The organism is Petrachloros mirabilis (assembly GCF_975968855.1).
Genome location: NZ_CDLUDY010000213.1, coordinates 1 through 18,773 on the forward strand (window position 1 = coordinate 1; position 18,773 = coordinate 18,773).

The 18,773-nt window shown below is 55.5% G+C and carries 18 protein-coding genes; 3 read left to right on the forward strand and 15 right to left on the reverse strand.

Annotated features, from left to right (window positions below; genetic code table 11):
* Positions 1-164: 164 nt before the first annotated feature.
* The 5 genes from ACWVCN_RS08730 to smpB form a co-directional block, all read right to left on the reverse strand.
* Positions 165-593 carry a VOC family protein gene (locus ACWVCN_RS08730; protein ID WP_455245179.1) on the reverse strand — a complete coding sequence of 143 codons (429 nt, stop codon included), beginning with the start codon at positions 591-593 and terminating at the stop codon, positions 165-167.
* Positions 593-1,249, reverse strand: a complete 657-nt coding sequence (locus ACWVCN_RS08735; RefSeq protein WP_455245180.1) for a DsbA family oxidoreductase — start codon at positions 1,247-1,249, stop codon at positions 593-595. Before ACWVCN_RS08735 ends, ACWVCN_RS08730 begins: the two co-directional genes overlap by 1 nt.
* A gap of 207 nt (positions 1,250-1,456) precedes the next feature.
* A complete protein-coding gene (locus tag ACWVCN_RS08740) occupies positions 1,457-2,344 on the reverse strand; it encodes a pirin family protein (protein ID WP_455245181.1) in 888 nt (295 codons plus the stop codon).
* Positions 2,345-2,368: 24 nt separating this feature from the next.
* Complete coding sequence (locus tag ACWVCN_RS08745) at positions 2,369-2,818, reverse strand: DoxX family protein (RefSeq protein ID WP_455245182.1); 450 nt, start codon at positions 2,816-2,818, stop codon at positions 2,369-2,371.
* A gap of 215 nt (positions 2,819-3,033) precedes the next feature.
* Positions 3,034-3,501, reverse strand: a complete 468-nt coding sequence (smpB, locus tag ACWVCN_RS08750) for an SsrA-binding protein SmpB (RefSeq protein ID WP_455245183.1) — start codon at positions 3,499-3,501, stop codon at positions 3,034-3,036.
* Between the two features lie 59 nt (positions 3,502-3,560).
* Between smpB and ACWVCN_RS08755 the strand changes: the two genes are divergently transcribed.
* Positions 3,561-4,064, forward strand: coding sequence for a DUF721 domain-containing protein (locus ACWVCN_RS08755; RefSeq protein ID WP_455245184.1), 504 nt, complete (start codon positions 3,561-3,563; stop codon positions 4,062-4,064).
* Here the strand turns inward: ACWVCN_RS08755 and ACWVCN_RS08760 are convergent.
* The 8 genes from ACWVCN_RS08760 to hisS all read right to left on the reverse strand — a co-directional run bounded on the left by ACWVCN_RS08760 (position 3,991) and on the right by hisS (position 14,883).
* Positions 3,991-4,614 carry a hypothetical protein gene (locus ACWVCN_RS08760; RefSeq protein ID WP_455245185.1) on the reverse strand — a complete coding sequence of 208 codons (624 nt, stop codon included), beginning with the start codon at positions 4,612-4,614 and terminating at the stop codon, positions 3,991-3,993. The two genes, ACWVCN_RS08755 and ACWVCN_RS08760, sit on opposite strands and share 74 nt — an antisense overlap.
* 27 nt (positions 4,615-4,641) lie before the next feature.
* Positions 4,642-7,119 (reverse strand): DNA gyrase subunit A, encoded by a 2,478-nt coding sequence (gyrA, locus tag ACWVCN_RS08765; RefSeq protein ID WP_455245186.1) that lies wholly within the window; start codon positions 7,117-7,119, stop codon positions 4,642-4,644.
* 128 nt (positions 7,120-7,247) lie between these two features.
* Positions 7,248-9,716 (reverse strand): DNA topoisomerase (ATP-hydrolyzing) subunit B, encoded by a 2,469-nt coding sequence (gene gyrB, locus ACWVCN_RS08770; protein WP_455245187.1) that lies wholly within the window; start codon positions 9,714-9,716, stop codon positions 7,248-7,250.
* 72 nt (positions 9,717-9,788) lie between these two features.
* Positions 9,789-10,916, reverse strand: coding sequence for a DNA polymerase III subunit beta (gene dnaN / locus ACWVCN_RS08775; RefSeq protein ID WP_455245188.1), 1,128 nt, complete (start codon positions 10,914-10,916; stop codon positions 9,789-9,791).
* Between the two features lie 25 nt (positions 10,917-10,941).
* Positions 10,942-12,285, reverse strand: coding sequence for a chromosomal replication initiator protein DnaA (dnaA, locus tag ACWVCN_RS08780; RefSeq protein ID WP_455245189.1), 1,344 nt, complete (start codon positions 12,283-12,285; stop codon positions 10,942-10,944).
* A 555-nt stretch (positions 12,286-12,840) separates the two neighbouring features.
* On the reverse strand, positions 12,841-13,188 hold the full coding sequence (locus tag ACWVCN_RS08785) for a hypothetical protein (protein ID WP_455245190.1): 348 nt from the start codon (positions 13,186-13,188) through the stop codon (positions 12,841-12,843).
* A gap of 4 nt (positions 13,189-13,192) precedes the next feature.
* Positions 13,193-13,513: a DsrE family protein gene (locus ACWVCN_RS08790; RefSeq protein WP_455245191.1), complete on the reverse strand. Its 321-nt coding sequence runs from the start codon at positions 13,511-13,513 to the stop codon at positions 13,193-13,195.
* Between the two features lie 113 nt (positions 13,514-13,626).
* Complete coding sequence (gene hisS, locus ACWVCN_RS08795) at positions 13,627-14,883, reverse strand: histidine--tRNA ligase (RefSeq protein WP_455245192.1); 1,257 nt, start codon at positions 14,881-14,883, stop codon at positions 13,627-13,629.
* A gap of 184 nt (positions 14,884-15,067) precedes the next feature.
* Here hisS and ACWVCN_RS08800 point away from each other — a divergent pair, with 184 nt between their 5' ends.
* Complete coding sequence (locus tag ACWVCN_RS08800; RefSeq protein WP_455245193.1) at positions 15,068-16,555, forward strand: FAD-dependent thymidylate synthase; 1,488 nt, start codon at positions 15,068-15,070, stop codon at positions 16,553-16,555.
* 17 nt (positions 16,556-16,572) lie between these two features.
* A complete protein-coding gene (locus tag ACWVCN_RS08805; RefSeq protein WP_455245194.1) occupies positions 16,573-17,610 on the forward strand; it encodes a tetratricopeptide repeat protein in 1,038 nt (345 codons plus the stop codon).
* 392 nt (positions 17,611-18,002) lie between these two features.
* Here ACWVCN_RS08805 and ACWVCN_RS08810 read toward each other — a convergent pair whose 3' ends face one another.
* The gene (locus ACWVCN_RS08810; protein ID WP_455245195.1) at positions 18,003-18,272 is read right to left on the reverse strand and encodes a hypothetical protein; all 270 of its coding nucleotides are present in this window, start codon (positions 18,270-18,272) and stop codon (positions 18,003-18,005) included.
* A gap of 92 nt (positions 18,273-18,364) precedes the next feature.
* Positions 18,365-18,706 (reverse strand): P-II family nitrogen regulator, encoded by a 342-nt coding sequence (locus ACWVCN_RS08815; RefSeq protein ID WP_455245196.1) that lies wholly within the window; start codon positions 18,704-18,706, stop codon positions 18,365-18,367.
* Between the last annotated feature and the right edge of the window lie 67 nt (positions 18,707-18,773).

An 18,773-nucleotide genomic window follows, 5' to 3' on the forward strand; every position in this document is an offset into this window, starting at 1 on the left:
CCATGTCCGAGCAACAGCTGGAGGAACTCCCCGTTCGACGCGATGCGCCCGTGGACCCGCTCATACGCCAGCCGTTCACCGTCCAGTAACGTCTTGTGCAGACGCAACAGGGCCTGCGAGAGGCGATCAAGTTCCACCTTGTCGTAGGACTGACTTGCCACCGTTCAACTCCGACTTCGCCCCGAGGTCCTAAACGCCAGGCCCAGATTCTGCACTTCGCGATAAGGGAGGAGCCAGACCAAGGATTCATCGGAGAGGTCGCCGACTTGAATTCTGTTTCCCCAAGGGTCGCGAAAGTCGCAACGAAACCCCGGATGCAACTTCAGTTTGTATTTCTTTGTCAGTTTACGCCTGACCTCTTTGATCTGTTGTGCGTCGCGGACCATCAATCCGAAGTGTTTCACACGGTCCGGCTGAAGTTGTTCCACCTCGAAGATCGCCATGAACTGATGTTCGCCGAGCTTACACCAGGCGGCTCCTTCACCACCCCGCAGCATCTTCAAGCCGAACACGTCGGAATAGAATTTCACCGCCTTCTTCGCGTCGGCCACTTCGATCACGACGTGGTTGCAACCGTATACTTGGACCGTCATCAGACGCCTGCCTTTCTCTCTGCCTCAGCCATCGCGACCTTCCGCAGAGCCGCTACGAATTGATCCGGCGGCTGCGTGCCAGATAGCGCGTAGGCCCTGTTCACGACGAAGTGGGGAACACCTCTGATCCCGAGCCTGTGGCCTGCCCGTTCTTCGGCCTTCACGTCCATCATCCCGTCCTCGCTCTGCAGAAAGGAGTCGGCGTCGAGGCCCGCACGCCGTGCGAGGCCTGCGAGTGTCGTCGCTCTTCCGATATCGGCTCCCTCTTCGAAATAGCCTTTGAATAAGGCGTCGATAACGACGTCCTGAACGCCCTTCTGACGCGCGAACCAGATCAGCCGGTGGGCCAGAAACGTATTCGGTGTCCTGGCGATTTTGTCGAAGGCAAACACAATACCCTCTTCTTCGCCTGCGGACGAAACATGCTCTTCCAACATCCTGAAAGCATCAACACTGCCGAACTTCGTTTCCAGATAGTCAATCCGATCCATACCCTGAGCCGGCATAGTCGGATTCAGCTGAAAAGGTCGCCAGATCACGCAGGCCTTGATCTCGTTCTTCAATCGATCCAATGCCCGTTCCAGCCTTCGCTTACCGACATAACACCAGGGACAGACGACGTCGGAATAGATGTCGATCAAAATGTTCGTACCCATATCACCCTTCGCGTCAATACCTCAGGATGCTCAAAACGTCTACCCAGCAAGGCCGCAGCAAGCGAGGGGCTGTCCCATTCCGCCGGCGACTGTCTCCGTCCGAGTGGGACAGGCACCCCTCGACAAGCTCTTGGAGCCAGTCCCGCCCCGTAAGTTGGGCCTCTGAGCGATGCGAGAACGCAGCCGGCGGGCGTTTTCAGCATCCTGTCACGAGAGATGACCCATTTCCCCGGCCTGATAATCATTCACCGCTTGAACCAATTCCGCTTTGGTGTTCATGACGAACGGCCCGTACCGTGCAATCGGTTCCTCGATCGGCCGACCACTCATGATCAACAGGCGGCTATGCTCCGCGGCAGCGAGCGTCACATGCGATCCCTCTCGCCGACACACGACAAGCTCGGCTTCTCCTGCTGGACGCGACCCATTGACCGTTACTAACCCCTGCAACACAAAGAATGAGCTGTTGTGGCCGTCTGGCAACGGCAACATTGTCTTCGTCCCCCGGCTTACTTGGAGGTCGAAGAGATCGATCGGCGTAACAGTCCGTGCCGGGCCTTTGCGACCTTGGAACGAGCCCGCGATGACCCGCAATTGACCGCCTTTTCCCTCAAGCTCCACCATTGGAATATCGTCGTTGAGTATCGTCTGATAACCGGGCGCCGACATTTTCGATGCCTTCGGCAGGTTCACCCAAAGTTGAATCGCATGGAGTGTCCCGCCCTTCCTCGCAAACTCCTTCTCATGAAACTCCTCATGGACGACTCCGGACGCCGCCGTCATCCACTGCACGTCGCCAGGGCCGATCACCCCTGAATTCCCGGCCGAGTCTCGATGGGCCACCACGCCTTCGTATACGATCGTAACCGTTTCAAAGCCTCTGTGCGGATGCTCCCCGACACCGCGAGGATGATCAGTGGGCTCAAAATACTGAGGGCCTGCGTAATCGAGCATCAGAAAGGGATCGACCACCCGATCCAGATCGTTGCTCGGAAAGAGATTGCGTACGGGAAATCCGTCGCCGACCATATGAGTCGAGCCCGGTTGATAAATACCCAGGATATTCTTCGCCGTGATCGCCACATCCGTCGTCATGGTTCCCTCCTTCCCGGCACCGTCTTAGCGCACGATTCTCTCTGCAATCTCTCCATCGATCGACCACTTCCCCCCTCCTGTCACCATCAGCGCCGCGGCGATTCCGATCACCAACAGATGATACTCGAACCCTTCACCCTGTTGCTGTCCGAACCAGTTCATGAAGAATCCATAGGGGAGGTGCACCAACCCGATGGCTCCCAACATGATAACCGCCAAACTCGCGGCTGAAAACCGGGTCAGGAATCCCCCGATGAGACTCAAACTCCCGAAGAATTCGCCCATCATGACAAGCAACGCGATCAGCCAGGGCATTCCCATCTTCATGGTAAAGAATCCCATCGTCCCATCGAAACCAAAGCCGCCGAACCAGCCAAGCAGCTTTTGAGCCCCGTGAGGCCACATCACCAGACCAAGCGTTAACCGAAGAATCAGACCGGTCCAGCTTTTATCTGTCTCAAAGAACGCTTTCATCAGGTACCTCCCTACAAGCAAGTCTGAGCCTGACAAGGTCAAGATAGTTCTAGTTAGAACTAAAGTCAACCCGCGGGTCGCCGTGTGAATGCCGGCTAATTCTCCTTTACCAATCAGACCGTTGTGGTGATACCCCCTGTGGATATCGCCACATTGAATCTTCCTCGGCCATAGACGATTACGACCAGACCGAATCAGCAGGGGAGCAGTAGGCTTTACTTCCTGCTCTTGATAGCCCGCTCGACTTCACGGCCTGCTTCGCGGGCCTTAACGGTTTCACGCCGATCGTAGAGTTTCTTCCCTTTGGCGAGTCCAAGTTCGACCTTCGCATGGCCGCGCTTGGAAAAATAGATCCGGAGGGGGATCAAGGTGAGCCCCTTTTGCTGAGTTCTCCCCATGAGCTTGTTGATTTCTTTTTTGTGCAGCAGCAACTTCCGAACTCTCGTCGGATCATGGTTCATCACGTTGCCGTGACTATAGGGACTGATGTGGCAGTTATGAAGAAATACCTCTCCTTCGCGCACCGATGCGTAGCTGTCTTGCAGATTGACCCGACCTTCCCGAAGCGACTTCACTTCTGTCCCTCGCAGGACAATGCCGGCTTCGAACTTTTCCTCGATAAAGTAATCGTGGAATGCTTTTCGGTTGGTAGCGACAGCCTTGTCTGGCACTTCTTTTTTCATCGTTGTTCTTTCAGCCTACCCGACCTTGATTCTTCAATACCCGCGGCCTAAGATGCCGCATGCGATCGCCCGGTCCTCTCGACTCGGTCGGCACTATTCTGTCTGGACTGGCAAAGCGCCTCGGCCTCGAATCGCAATTGTTTGAACAACGCCTTCAACATGAATGGAAAACACTTGTCGGCGACCCCATTGCCGCCCATACTTGGCCCGATCATATACGGTTCAAGAAGCTGTACGTCATCGTCCGAAATTCGGTCTGGATGCAGCAACTGACTTTTCTGAAACCGGAACTACTCGCTAAGCTTAATAATCGGGCCGGGGGACCGCTGCTCACCGATATTTCCTTGAGAGTCGGGGAAGTGCCAATGGCGGCTCTGCCACATCAGAAGTCAACCGACCCTCCGGCTCCGACGTTCCCAGCCAGCGAACTGCCGGCCGATATGCAGGCTCCTCTGTCCAACATTCAGGACCCCGCCACCCGCCAAAGGCTCACAGAGGTGATAGCGACGTATATGGCTCGGGTTCCGCATCAAGCGGGATCTGATCCGTCACCAGCCCCTTGAACAGCACCCTTGAAGAATCGACATACTCCCCCGATTTCGGTACCGGACCGACTCCGCCTTCTTCTCTCATTCCTTGAAGTCGATAGTATCCTCGCACAGCATGTTCGATATCTTTCACGACCGAGGGTTCACCGGCTAGGAATTTTTCGAGCACCTCCGGTTCCGTCCAATCCGCGTTATCGAAGACGTACAGCATCACGCGCTGATATCGCCCGACGGGATCGCCGGGAGTGGTCGGTTGGATTTTCTTTAATAGAGCCAACCCATCTGGTTGTCGCCCCAGTTTACGAAACCGCTGGAGCAAGGTTTCGATCTGCTGGTCCGTCGTCCCGCCAGGGACGTGGGTCATGACGACCTCACCGGACTGAGAGCCGACGCTGAATGGAGGGATGGATCGATCGGGTCGGCTGAGGTACATCCCGCCCCAGATTAGCGCAAACCCGCTGATCAGCACCCCGAGTGCCAACTTCACAACTATATCGAGCGGTTTCTTCTGGGCAGGAATCGGCGTCTGAGAAAATACTTCGTTCATGGAGGAAGGACGCGACATCCGATTCCGCCGCAGAAGCAGCAACCTTTATGCGCCTGCGCCTTCGTCGGGTCCCGCGTCATCGCGTTCGCCGCTTTCGGCGAGCCGCGCCACAGCCACGAGGCGATCCTCGTCTCCTTCGAGATCGAGAATCCTCACGCCTTGGGTGTTGCGGCCGATTTCGCGGATATCGTCAACTTTACAGCGAAGGACCTTCCCCTGCGCTGCCATCAGCATGATTTCGTCATCGTCCCGGACCTGCAAGAATCCCACAGCCAATCCGTTCCGTTCGGTCGTCTTCACGCTGATGATGCCCTTTCCGCCGCGTCCCTGGACTCGGTACTCCGTCACCGGCGTGCGCTTGCCGTATCCGCCTTCCGTGACCGTGAGGATGGACGTCGTGGAATCCGGTTTGATGGTTTCCATGCCGATCACCTCATTGCCCTCTTCGAGTGTGATCCCCTTCACCCCGTGGGCGGTGCGACCCATCGGTCTGACTTCTTCCTCTTTGAATCGGATGGTAATGCCCTGTCTCGTCCCGAGAAGAATTTCTCGTTGGCCGTCCGTGATATGCACACCTATCAGCTTGTCGCCTTCTTCAAGACCCAAAGCGATGATGCCGCCCTGCCTTGGATTGCTATAGGCCGAGAGTTCGGTTTTCTTCACGAGGCCATTCTTCGTCGCCATCACGATATAGCGGTCGTCACGATATTCTTTTACCGGTAGGGTCGCCGTCACCTTCTCGCCGCCGGCCATGGCCAGCAAATTGACCAGGGCCTTCCCCTTCGCCGCCCGGCTCGCTTCAGGAATTTCGTGCACCTTGAGCCAATAGACTTTGCCCGCGTCGCTGAAGAAGAGGAGCGTATCGTGCGTAGATGCGGTGAAGAGGGTTTCGACGAAATCCTCTTCCTTGATCCCCATCCCGATCTTGCCTTTACCCCCGCGGCGCTGCGCCCGATAGAGCGAGGCAGCGTTCCGCTTGATATACCCGGCATGGGAAATCGTCACGACGACCTCTTCTTCGGCAATCAAATCCTCTACGCTGATCTCCGCTTCTTCTTTCACGATCTGCGTGCGGCGGTCGTCGACGTAGGCTTCCCGCATTTCGGTCAGCTCATTCTTGATAATCGTCCGCACCAGCGCTTCACTGGCCAGGACCGATTTGAGATATTCGATCTGCTTGAGCACCTCCTGGTACTCCTCGACGAGCTTCGTCCGTTCAAGCTGTGTCAGCCGCTGCAACCGCATGTCCAGAATCGCGTTCGCCTGGATTTCCGTGAGCGCGAACTGGCGCATCAGCCCGACCCTGGCTTCATCCGGCGACTGCGACCGGCGAATCAGCGTAATGACCGCGTCCAGATTATCTAATGCGATCTTGAGGCCTTCCAGGACATGGGCGCGCTCTTCTGCTTTTCGCAGTTCGAAGGTCGTCCGCCGGACCACGACTTCGCGGCGATGCTCGATAAAATAGTGCAGGATCTGCTTGAGATTCAGGACTTCCGGCCGGTTGTTGACCAGGGCCAGCATGATTACGCCGAAGGTCGTTTCGAGTTGGGTGTGCTTGTAGAGATTGTTCAGGACGACCAGGGGGATCTCGTTCCGCTTCAATTCGATGACCACGCGGACACCTTCGCGGTCCGAGGATTCGTCACGGAGATCCGATATTCCTTTGATCCGGTCCTCCTGGACTAATTCCGCGATCTTTTCGATCAGCTTCGCTTTGTTGACCTGATACGGAATTTCCGTGACGATGAGCCGTTCCCGATCCGTCCGCTCGTCGGTTTCAATGACAACCTTTGCCCGAAGTTTCAGCAAGCCGCGCCCGGTTTCATACGCCTCTTTGATGCCGCCGATTCCATAGATGAAGCCGGCCGTCGGGAAGTCCGGTCCAGGAATTTTTTTCATCAACTGGGCAACCGTGACGTCGGGGTTCTCCAGAAGCAGCAGCAGCCCGTCAATGACTTCACCGATATTGTGAGTGGGAATGTTCGTGGCGTACCCGACCGCGATCCCGCCGGCGCCGTTGATGAGCAGATTCGGGATCTTCGTCGGCAGGACAAGGGGTTCCTGACGTGATTCGTCGTAGTTCGGTCCAAAATCGACGGTTTCCTTCTCGATATCCGCCAGCAACTCTTCCGCCAACTTTGTCATGCGTGCTTCGGTGTAGCGCATGGCCGCCGCGGAATCACCGTCCATAGAACCGTAATTGCCCTGACCGTCGACAAGCGGATAGCGCATGTTGAAATCCTGCGCCATTCGCACCAATGTGTCGTAAATCGCCGAATCGCCATGGGGATGATAATTTCCCATGATCTCGCCGACAATCTTGGCCGATTTGCGGTAGGCCCGATTGTGAACGAGGCCCATTTCGTTCATGCCGAAGAGAATGCGCCGATGCACAGGCTTGAGGCCGTCCCGCACGTCCGGAAGAGCACGTCCGACGATCACGCTCATGGCGTAATCGAGGTAGGACGACTTCATCTCATCTTCGATCGCGATGTGGCCTAAACGTTCATCAGGGGGCATCTTATTCTCTTCCTCTCACATCTCAGCTCTCACGGAGGGGAGCCCGTTCGGTCTCCCACTCCGCGCGACCAACGAGGGCCTTCCGAGGCCGCGCGTTGCGCGAGCACAGGAGACCACCAGGCTCCCCGTTAGACATCCAGATTCCGCACTTCCAGTGCATGCGTCTGAATGAAGTTACGCCGCGGCTCGACCTCGTCGCCCATCAGAATGGTAAAGATTTCGTCCACGCCGGTCAGGTCTTCCAATTTCACCCGCAAGAGAGTCCGGCCTTCCGGATTCATCGTGGTCTCCCATAATTGGGACGGGTTCATTTCACCCAACCCTTTGTAACGCTGGATGCTAAGGCCTTGCTTGCCTAGATCCAGAATCGTCTTCACCAGATCAGCCGTTGAGACGAGTTGCTGCTCCTGTCCTTTCGCCTTCAGCTTGAATGGCGCGCGGCCCAGTCCAATGGCCGACGGCGACAGCTTCTGCAATTCTCGAAAATCGGCGGAGCCGACGAGATCGTGCGTGACATCAAGAGCATAGGTAGTCCCGTTGGCCTGGAGCCGGCAGGACAGCCGGTTCGACTGATGTTCCTCGTCTGGAAGAATGTCGATCGTCGCTTCGAGTTTTGGAAACACGATGGCGAGGGTTTTCTTGGCGTGCGCGACAGCTGTTTTCAATGCCTCAAGGTCCTTGAGGAGATCCCGGTCCAGTCCCGGTTCGTCGACAAAGGCGCGCAGCATGGCCGCCTCGTGCGGCTTTTTGTTTAAACGCGCTAAGAGGGTTTCGAACGATATCAGTTTCTTCAGAACCGGCAGCAGCCGTCGTCCCGTCACGAAGTCCTGGGTTCCTTCCAGATAGAGTTCCACATCCTCGACGGCGAGATCGGCCAGATGCTCGTTCAATGCGCCCTCATCTTTGAGGTACCGCTCCGTCTTGCCCTTTTTCACTTTGAAGAGCGGCGGCTGCGCAATGTAGACGTACCCGCGCTCGAGGAGTTCCGGCATCTGCCGGAAAAAGAAAGTCAACAGGAGGGTGCGGATATGGCTGCCGTCGACGTCGGCGTCCGTCATTAGGATAATCTTATGATATCGCGCCTTGGCGATGTCGAACGTGTCCTTGTCCGCCTTGTCGCTCTCCTCCCGCTTGCGGCCGATCCCGGTTCCAAGGGCCATGATGAGTGTCCGGATTTCGTCACTCGTCAGCATCTTGTCGAAGCGGGCCTTTTCGACGTTGAGGATCTTCCCTTTCAGCGGAAGAATGGCCTGGAACTTCCGGTCGCGCCCTTGCTTGGCAGACCCGCCCGCCGAATCACCCTCGACGATGTAGAGCTCACTCAGGGCCGGGTCCTTTTCGGAGCAATCGGCCAACTTGCCGGGCAGCGAGCCCCCATCAAGCGCGCTCTTGCGACGGATCAAATCCTTCGCCTTACGGGCTGCTTCGCGTGCGCGGGCCGCATCAATCGCCTTGCCGATTATCTTGCGGGCGACCGGCGGATTCTCTTCGAAGTAGTTCCCGAGCGCTTCGTTGACGGCCGCTTCGACGACGCCTTTCACTTCGCTGTTGCCGAGCTTGGCTTTCGTCTGGCCCTCGAATTGGGGATTACGGACCTTGACGCTCACCACGGCGGTCAAACCCTCACGAACATCGTCGCCCGTGAGTGACTCCGTGTCCTTCTTCAACAGATCATTGGCATTCGCATAATTGTTGATGGTCCTGGTGAGAGCGGCCTTGAACCCAACGAGATGCGTACCGCCTTCCTTCGTGTTGATGTTATTCGCAAATGAAAAGAGGTTTTCAGCGTAGCTGTCGTTGTACTGGAGCGCGACCTCCAGAATCATCTCCGGCTTCTCGACGTTCACATAGATCGGCTTGTGCAGCGGAGTTTTAGCTTCGTTCAAATGCTCGACGAAGGAAACAATCCCGCCCTTGTAGAGAAAGTTTTGTTCCTTGGCCGGTTCTTTTCCCTCATCCTTCAACGTGATCGAAAGGCCCTTGTTCAGGAAGGCGAGCTCCCGCAGCCGCTGTGCCAACACATCAAAGCTGAACTCGAGGGTTTCGAAGATCTGCCCGTCCGGCTTGAAACGGACTTTTGTGCCGCGGCGCTTCGTGATGCCGGTGTTCTCCAGAGGCGCACCGGGCTTGCCTCGCTCGTATCTTTGCTCGAACGTCTGACCATCTTGCCAAATTTCCAATTCAAGCCACTCGGAGAGCGCATTGACGACCGAGATGCCGACGCCGTGCAGACCGCCCGACACCGTGTAGGCACCCTGCTCGAACTTGCCTCCCGCGTGCAACACAGTCAGCGCCACTTCCGCGGCCGATTTCTTTTGGGTGGAATGCATGCCGGTCGGAATACCGCGTCCGTTGTCGATAACCGTCACGCTTCCGTCGATGTGGATCGTCACATCGATCGTCTCGCCGAAACCGGCCATATGCTCATCGACGCTGTTATCGACGACTTCGTAGACGAGATGGTGCAAACCGTCGACCCCGGTGCTGCCGATATACATCGCCGGCCGTTTCCGCACCGCATCAAGGCCTTCGAGGACTTTGATTTGATCCGCGCTGTAGCTCTCGGATTTGTGCTTGTTCGTCTCGTCTGTGGCCATCCGTCTCCTATGATGCAGCCGGGAAGTGAGATGCGTGGGACACGTTGTCAGGAATAGCTGTGTGTGTCTGCTTCATATCTTGATCGGCATCACGACACACTTGAATCCCGGGGTCTCCGCTTCCTGGATCAAGCATGGGCTCAGAGGACTATCCATCTGGAGAGAAACCTTCTCGCCGTCCATGACGCTGAAAACATCCAGGAGATAGCGCGCGTTGAAGCCGGTATTGAGGGCTTCTCCTTCGTATTGGGCCGACATTTCCTCCGTCGCTTCCCCGTAATCGGGGTTGCTCGAAAACAGCGTCATGCGCCCCGGAGCGAACGAGAGTTTCACGGCGTTCGCCTTGTCTTTGGAGAGGACCGACACGCGGCGCAGAGCGCTTTCTAGTTCGCCGCGATGAACGAGGATCTTCTTATTGCTCTCCTTCGGAATGACCTGCTGATAATTCGGGTAGTTGCCCTCCATCAATCGGGAGGTCAGGAGCAGGCCGCTCTTGCGGAAGATCATCAAGTTCTTGGTGAATCCTATCAGTGGTTCTCCATCGCCCCCCTCTTCCAAGAGGCGCCGCATTTCGTGCGCCGCCTTCTTCGGAATGATCGCCTTGATTTCCTGAGGCGCGCCCTTCGCTCCCGCCTTGCCAATATCCTGTTCGGCCACTGCCAGTCGATGACCGTCGGTTCCCACCAGACGCAACGTCGTCTTCTTTTCGCTCGAGACCAATGTCACGAGCAGCCCGTTCAGGATGTAACGGGCGTCGTTGTCGCCAGCAGCGAACAGGGTTTTCCTGATCAATTCCAGGAGACCAGCGCCCGCAAGCGGCGTCAGTCCTTCTCGTTCTATGGCTGGCAGCGCAGGATAGTCCGAGCTCGGCAGCCCCACAATCTTGAATTGGCTCTTGCCCGCTTGAATCGTCGTCCAGTTATTCTCGCCGGAGATCAAGTCGATCTCGCAACTCGGGAGCTCTTTAATGATTTCGTACAGCTTCCGTGCCGAGACGGTGACTCCGCCGGGCTTCTGAACAGTGGCCTTATAGAGCCCTCGCATGCCGATCTCCAAATCCGTCGCGACGATCTCCGCTCCTTCTTGTTTCGCTTCGATCAAGATGTTCGACAGGATGGGCATCGTGTTTCGCTTTTCCACGACGCCCTGTACGCGCTGGAGTCCCGTCAACAGTTCATCCCGCCCGATACGCACTTTCATAGTGGCCTCGCTCTCGAAACGCCCATCAGTTCCTTAGAATCTTTTCCTTCAATCCTTCCAGCGTCTGGCCCAACGCACTGTCAGCCTCACGGGCTTTCGTAATCTGCCGGCAGGCATGGATAATTGTCGTATGGTCCTTCCCGCCGAACAACCTGCCTATCTCCGGGTAGGAAGCATCGGTCAGTTCCCGGCAGAGATACATTGCGATCTGCCTGGGATGGACGAGTGTCTTGCTCCTCCGCCTGGACTTCAAATCGGAGATCTTGACATGGAACCATGTGCTGACTGTCTCTTGTATGTCCTCCATGGACACGATCTTTTTCTTATCGCCGATCAGATCCCGCAACACGTTCTTGGCCATATCGAGGGTGATAGCCTGCCCGGTCAAGGAGGCATATGCGCTAAGGCGAACGAGCGAACCTTCCAACTCGCGGATATTGCTCTTCATTGTTGTTGACAGGAACTGAATCACGTCTTCAGGGAGGGTGACCGCTTCATCTTCTGATTTCTTCCGAAGAATGGCGATTCTGGTTTCCACATCTGGAGGTTGCAGGTCGGCTATGAGGCCCCACTCAAAACGGGACCGGAGACGTTCTTCGATATCCGGCATATCTTTGGGAAACCGGTCGCTCGACAGGACAATTTGCTTGTGCGCTTCATAGAGAGCGTTGAAGGTATGAAAGAATTCTTCCTGTGTCCGCTCTTTACCCGCCAGGAACTGAATATCGTCGATCATGAGCATGTCGATGTGGCGGTACCGTTTCCGAAGATCCATCATTTTGTCGTAGCGGATTGAGTTGATGACCTCGTTTGTGAATTGCTCCGTCGTGAGATAGGCAATCCGCAAATCCGTCCGTTCAGCTACGTGGTTTGCAATCGCGTTCAGGAGATGGGTTTTGCCGAGTCCCACCCCTCCGTAAATGAAGAGCGGGTTGTAGGCCTTCGCGGGCTGCTCCGCAACCGCCATACAGGCCGCATGGGCAAACTGGTTTCCGGCGCCTACAACAAAATTCTTAAAGGTGTATTTGGGGTTGAGTTGAATACCCCTTTTCGGCTTCATAGCCGATGCAGTTTTCACAGCCTGTGTGACCGCAGCCTGGTCATTTTCACCGGTAGCTGTCCGATTCAAGACGACGAAAGTAACTGCGGTTTCTCCTCCACCGCGGGCGGTCGAAACCGCTTCCTTGAGGAGCGATCCATAGTGCTGACTCAACCAGTCGCCAAAGAACTTATTCGGCACCCCGATTTGAGCACTTGAATCATCAAGTCGCTCGAGACGAGCCGGTATAAACCACGTGTCATACACCTGCTTCGGGACTTTACTCTGGATATACGCCAATGCCTCTTGCCATACCGTAGAAGTCGTCATATTCGCTGTATTATTCCTCATTCACAGGCTTATTCACACCTGTGGATAACTCAAAAGTTCCTGTCATCACTCAAGGGAGAATCTGTGGTCTTGATGGATAGAGGGACCCGAGTCTCTTAATCGCTCAACAGCTATCAAGAGTTTTTCAACTCTGTACCCCACTCAAACTCAGAGTCAATCCCCATACTCATCCCCATAAAGATGTCTTCAATTCCACCTGAAATCCATCAACATATCTTCTATCCACAAAGTCCACCCTTACTACTACTATTCCGACTCCTACTACGATTTCTCTCTCTAACTACGGTCTCCGGACTAGGGAGTTTGTGAATTACAGGACAATCACATTGTCATATTCGAAAAGCATGGAAATGATGTTGTCATAGGAAACATGCGAATCTTGGTTCTCTCCTGCCGTAGAAAATACCCTTCCTCCTGTATGAGAAACAGAGGATGTTGAGCCTTCCATTAAAAGAACATCTCCTTCGGTTTGGGAAGGGAGAAAAATTGATGAAGGGATTTGATCCGGAGACTTGCGGACAAGATAGAGTGTTTTCATGATGCAAAAACCAAGGTGCGATCGACGGATTTAATGAAAGACCGTATCTCTTGAGGGGTCTTCAGTGCCACTGAAAACTGTGAAAGTAGACCTTGGACCGCGCCGTTAGACTCCAGTAGAAAAGGGACAGAGAGTTGCGAAAATGAAGGGCGGTATTTTTCAAGGATATCAACATCAACGACGTCATCAATCTCATCTGTAATCAGAATAGGGGCATTCCCGAGGAGCACGACCGTTGTTTCATGATCTCCAGCACAAAGGCCAAGTGCAATTCGGAGTGCCTCAACCGGACGGTGGCTTTTTACCGGATCTTCTGCAATGACGACCGCGATTCGTTTAGACATGTGGTTACGTAAAAGCTAGGAATCTGTCGCATCCATCGATAATACCGGAGAGGACGACGAGACCTGAAAGGGAGATACGTGAATCCACATCAATTGTCGACACGCCGTGTTGTTGACAGCCATAGGCGCATACAGACATTTTTATTCCACCGTCCAATAATCGAGCGAATCGCGCATCCTTCATACTTCTGACACCCTCATCGATGAGGTACAGGTAGACCTCAACTCCTTGCCGAAGTGCTGCCTCCGTGAGGTTTATGACGATGTCGATACTAGGATGAGACGGGGCTGTGGATAACAATAGCCCAAGTTTGCGAGCCGGCATAAATAAATGTTTCAAAATTAACAGAAAGTTACTTTAAGAATCAAAAGGTTACATTAATTATATATAGCGAGGGTACGGGGTTTTTAAGAGGAAGTCAACACGAAAAATTGCTTCTAGATAGAGGGAATAATGGAACGAAGATAATCGGGGATTTGGTTGAGCGGGATTTCTGTCTGTTTCTTCGTTTCCATATCACGGACAACAGCGGACCCGCGCACTACTTCGTCATCTCCCAGTAGGACTGCGAAGCGGCATTTGGCCCGGTCAGCCTGACGCAGATGGGCCTTCAGCGTGGTCACTCGAAAATCAGAAAGTGATGTCACGCCTGCTCGTCGCAGTTCATCAAGAAGGGAAGATCCGGCCGACCCTCCCTGAGCACCGAAAGCTGCTACATAGACCGACGGAACAACGGGTGGCAGGCTTTGTTCTGGAAGCATCAGCGAGATCCGCTCCAGTCCGGCCGCAAACCCGACGGCCGGCGTTTTCGGGCCACCGAGAACTTCAACTAACCCGTCATAACGGCCGCCGGCGCCGACAGCATTCTGGGCTCCCAAATGGGACGAGGTGATTTCAAATGCAGTGAGACAATAATAGTCCAACCCTCGCACAAGACGAGGGTTCAGGTTATAGGGAATCCCCAGTGACGCCAGTCCTGATTTGACCTGATCAAAATGTTTCTGCGCCTCGGCAGACAGGTGCGCTGTCAGATGTGGAGCATCCTCTGTGGCAGCACGGCATGCGGGTACTTTGCAGTCGAGGACACGAAGCGGATTCGTGTCCATCCGACGCCTGCAGTTTTCGCAGAGGCGCGCAGATCGTTCTTTAAGGAAAGCTACCAGGATCGGCAGGTAGGCCGCCCGATCATCAAGGCTCCCGAGGCTGTTCAGTTCGAAAGTCAGATCGGGCAATGAAAGGGCAGACAGTACGCGCCAGAGCAGGGCCATTACCTCCACATCAGCCCGCGGATCTTGCGTGCCGAAATATTCGACGCCGAACTGGTGAAACTGGCGGAGCCGACCGGCTTGAGGGCGCTCATGGCGAAACATGGGACCTACATAGAAATATTTCTGCGGGAGGGGGTCTGCCGCACGATTGTGTTCGATGAAGGCCCGGACGGTTCCCGCCGTGCCCTCAGGCCGCAGCGTCAGTGACGTCCCGTCCCGATCGGGGAAAGTGTACATTTCCTTTTCGACGATATCCGTCGTGGCGCCGATGCTCCTGGCAAAAAGCGTCGTGACCTCGAAGATCGGAATCCGGATTTCCTGGAAGCCATACAAGGTCGCCCAGCGCCGAACAGTGTCTTCGATCAAGCGCCATCGGGGAGTGTCCTCAGGGAGGATATCTTTTACGCCTTTAATTCCTTTGATCATGGCTGGCTCTGCTGAATTCCCCTTGCCAGTGGCCACGCGCAACTCACTGATGCGAGCGGACTATAGCGGCGGTGTCGCCGACAAGTCAACGCGCGCGGAGCGTGCCTCCGCGCTTGCGCCGGCTCAAGATTGGGGGTTATAGTTCGCAACCTCGAGTGTCTTATTCATTAGGTGAACCGATTTCATGAGCGCCGACCGACCGATTCGCCGAGTCATCGCAGTGGCACCCATGCCACCCGAGAAATCCGCCTACGCGCTTGCCCGCTATAGCCGTTCGCCCGATTCGATCGAGAGCAGCATCAAGTGGGTACATGGGCACTCGTCTGAGAAATTCTGGGAACAGTTTTACTTCGATTACGGCCACGCCTCGATCGCCGACTTGGGCCACGTCATCATCTGTTTCGAAGAGATCACTGAACTCGCCGCCATCCGGTTGGAAGACGAGCAGGTCTGGGACGGGCAAGCGAAGTCCAGCCGCTACCAGAACTTCGCCTCAAGCGGCTGGTATGTCCCCGATGCGATTCATGGCAGCGAGACGGAAGGCACCTATCAAGGTATTCTCCGCAGCCTCGGCGAAATTTATAGACTCTTGCACGAACCGCTCGTCACGTTTCTGTCTGAACGGGAACCGCGGCCTGAGTCGATGAAGCCCGGGGACTACCAGCGCACGATCGCCGCACGGGCCTTCGACGTGACGCGGTATTTGTTGCCGCTGGCCTCGCGCACGAACGTCGGCCAAGTCGTGAGCATCAGAACATTGGAAAAACAAATCACCCGACTGCTTTCGTCACAGCTTCCCGAACTCCGGATGATCGGCGAAGACCTCAAGGATGCCTGTCAGCGTCCTCCGATGAACGTCTGGGGAGAACTCTCCGGGCAGACCGCCGGGCTCAGTGAACCGATGGCGCCGACGCTGGCCCGCCACGCCAAACCGAACGAGTATCAAGCGAAGGTCTATACCGAATTGGCCCGTTACGCCAAGGAGGTGTTGAAGGGAACGGGGCTCGATCAACCTTCCGGTTGGGGCATCCAAGAGCCTGTGGATTTAATCGATCAACACGATCCGCTCGACGAAACGGTCTCGACACTCATCTATCGCGTTTCGCAAGCGCCCTATCGCAAGATCCTCGCGGTCGTAAAGGATTGGCCGGAAAAGCAGAAACAGGATGCGCTCTCGGTCGCGTTGGCAAACCGCGGCCCTTATGACGAGCTGATCAAGGAATTTCGCAGCGGCTATGCCTTCACGTTCGACGTGCTCATGGATATCGGCGGTTGGCGGGACATGCATCGCCACAGGCGGTGCCAACAGATCCAGCAAAATTTCACGACAGTCCATGGCTACGACGTTCCTCCTCCACTGGTCCAGGCAGGGCTCGACAGAGAATATCGTCAATCGATGGATGCCGTGAAGGCCGACATCGATCAGCTGAGGAAAGCCAACGCGGAAGCGGCCCTCTATGCGATTCCCTTCGGGTTCAAAGTCCGTTGCCTGTTCAAAATGGATTTTGCCGAGGCGGAGTACATCGCCAAACTCCGTTCGGGCGTGAAGGGTCACTGGTCGTATCGCACGATCGCCTGGCTGATGAAGCAGAAGCTCGCTGAACGATATCCCTCACTGGGAGTCCACATGCAGGCGACGTCACCGGACATCGAAGACACCCTGACGCGATAGCGGCAATTGATCAAACCATGAATGAATACCAAACCAAATGTGAAACGGCTTTATGCAGCGGAGACTGGAACCACGCTGCCCAGGAAGCGCTCGCCTGGGCGAGGCATCCCGATTCGATCGAGCACGTGGATCCCAGGCCGCACTTCGTCCTCAACGTCGTCCACCTCATCAAAGGGCACTTCGCCGACGCCTGGGCCAGCCACGCCAAGTGCTTGACGGAAGAGAGCGACATTGCTCAGGTCAGGAACTGGGTGGACGAGCTGGTTTCCCGCCACACTACGAATGCTTCGGCGCATTTGGTCATGGGTTTGTTTTTGGCCCAGTCAGGCCAATCGGAGCAATCGGTGCAGTCGTACAAGGAAGCCGCGAAACTTGCGCCGGAATCGGCCTATCCCCATTACTTCCTGGCACAGATCCACGAGCGGGCCGATCATTTTGAGATGGCGATAAAGGAATACAAGGAAGCCGTCCGGCTGGATCCGTCTTACGCGCCCGCCCGCACGAACCTCGGTGTCGCCTATCAGGAACAAGGCCGATTGGAAATGGCCATCCCGCAGTATCGTGAGGTCATCAAGCTGAATCCCAACGATGCCGTCGCCCATGCGAATCTCGGATGTGCGCTGGCAGAGCAGGGCAAGATGGAGCCGGCGGTGCAGGCCTACAAGGAAGCGATCCGGTTAAATCCTAACGACGCCGAAGTGCACTTCGCGCTCGGCGGCCTCTACGAAACCCGTGGCCGCCTCGACCTTGCGCAGAGGGAATACGGAGAAGCGCTTCGTGCCAATCCAGACTTCGGGGCCGCCCACACGGCCTTAGGATGGATCTCACTCGGTAAGGGCCATATGCAGGACGCCTACGAAGCGCTCAATAAAGGACTGAAGGCCAATGACCAGGACGCACGCGCCTACCACGGCATCGCCGAGTACTACGCGCAAAAGCGCAAACCCGAGAGCGCGATGGACAACTACATGAAGGCACTCAAGTATTACCAGGACCCCGACAAGAAGAACGCGATCATGAATCAGCTCTTTCAAGAGGGACGGGTGCCGGATTAAGTTGGCGGAGCGTTGTGAAATTCACTCCTAGGGACAGGACTAGGCTAATTACGACGACAGCTATATTCTTTTTCCTCACAACCTCCGTTTCGGTCTACATTGTCCGGAACATAGGCCACATGGTTGACTGTCACCTAACGGTTCGATCGCTTGATAGAACTGGATGTGCACTCGCGCAAACATTGGACCCAATCATTGAACCTCTCATTACGAGAGTAATGTAGTCCTCGCCTACTCAAAATGATTTCTCGCAATGACGAAGTCTGATACGGCGGCTCAAAAGCTGATCCAACGAGGCCGCAGGGTGTGAGAATCCCGAGGCGTACTTAGTACCCTACGTTAAGGGATTCGAATGACTGAGAATGAAGTGGGGCAGCGTTTTCAGCCGTTGATTAGAGTTCGCGTATGGCGCCCTGGAGGACCGTAATCTGCGTCACCGGATCTCCGGAATTCCGCAGTTCGTTGCGGATCTGGTCCTTGAGATAGGAGGAGTACCCGACCCGGTCGATGAGAAAGTCGAGGAATCGTTCGGCGGGAAGCAGGCTCTGGGCTTTGAGCTCTTCGACAGTGTCGTCACTGACGGGGACGTAGGTGCTGCCCATGTGGAAGACCACATTGTAGTAGCGCCCTTGTCCGATGCGTTCGAATCGTAAGCCTTTCAAGCTCGCCTCCGATAGATCCCGTACGAGGGGCCCATTCTAGACAAGTTTGGTGCGTGAAGACAAGGGTCGTGCAGGGGATCGTGGGGGCTCGATCAAGCCCCCTTGCCCTGTTTCCCGAAATACTCCTGACGGCTGACGGCAACGTCGGAAACGAACATGACCCCCGAATGCCGGTTGAATAGCGGACGCAAACCGGCCAAGATCGGCTCGACTTTTTCCTCCGGCACCACGGTCATGATGATCTCGAGGCTTTCCTGTTCGCTGGACATGAAATGCGCCTCACGCACTCCGTGATGTCCCTTGCCCGACACATTGCCGATGATGGTGTAACCGGTCGCATGGACCCGGTCCAGAAGATCCGTCACGAACGACTGGTGTTCCCCTGCGATGATGACGCGGATTTCCTTCATCGGATGTAACGACAACCCATTCATCTGTTCACTCCTTTCCCGGCCTGCTGTGAAAAAGTGTTAAGGTCGAGGCTAAGGCTTTGTGAAACGA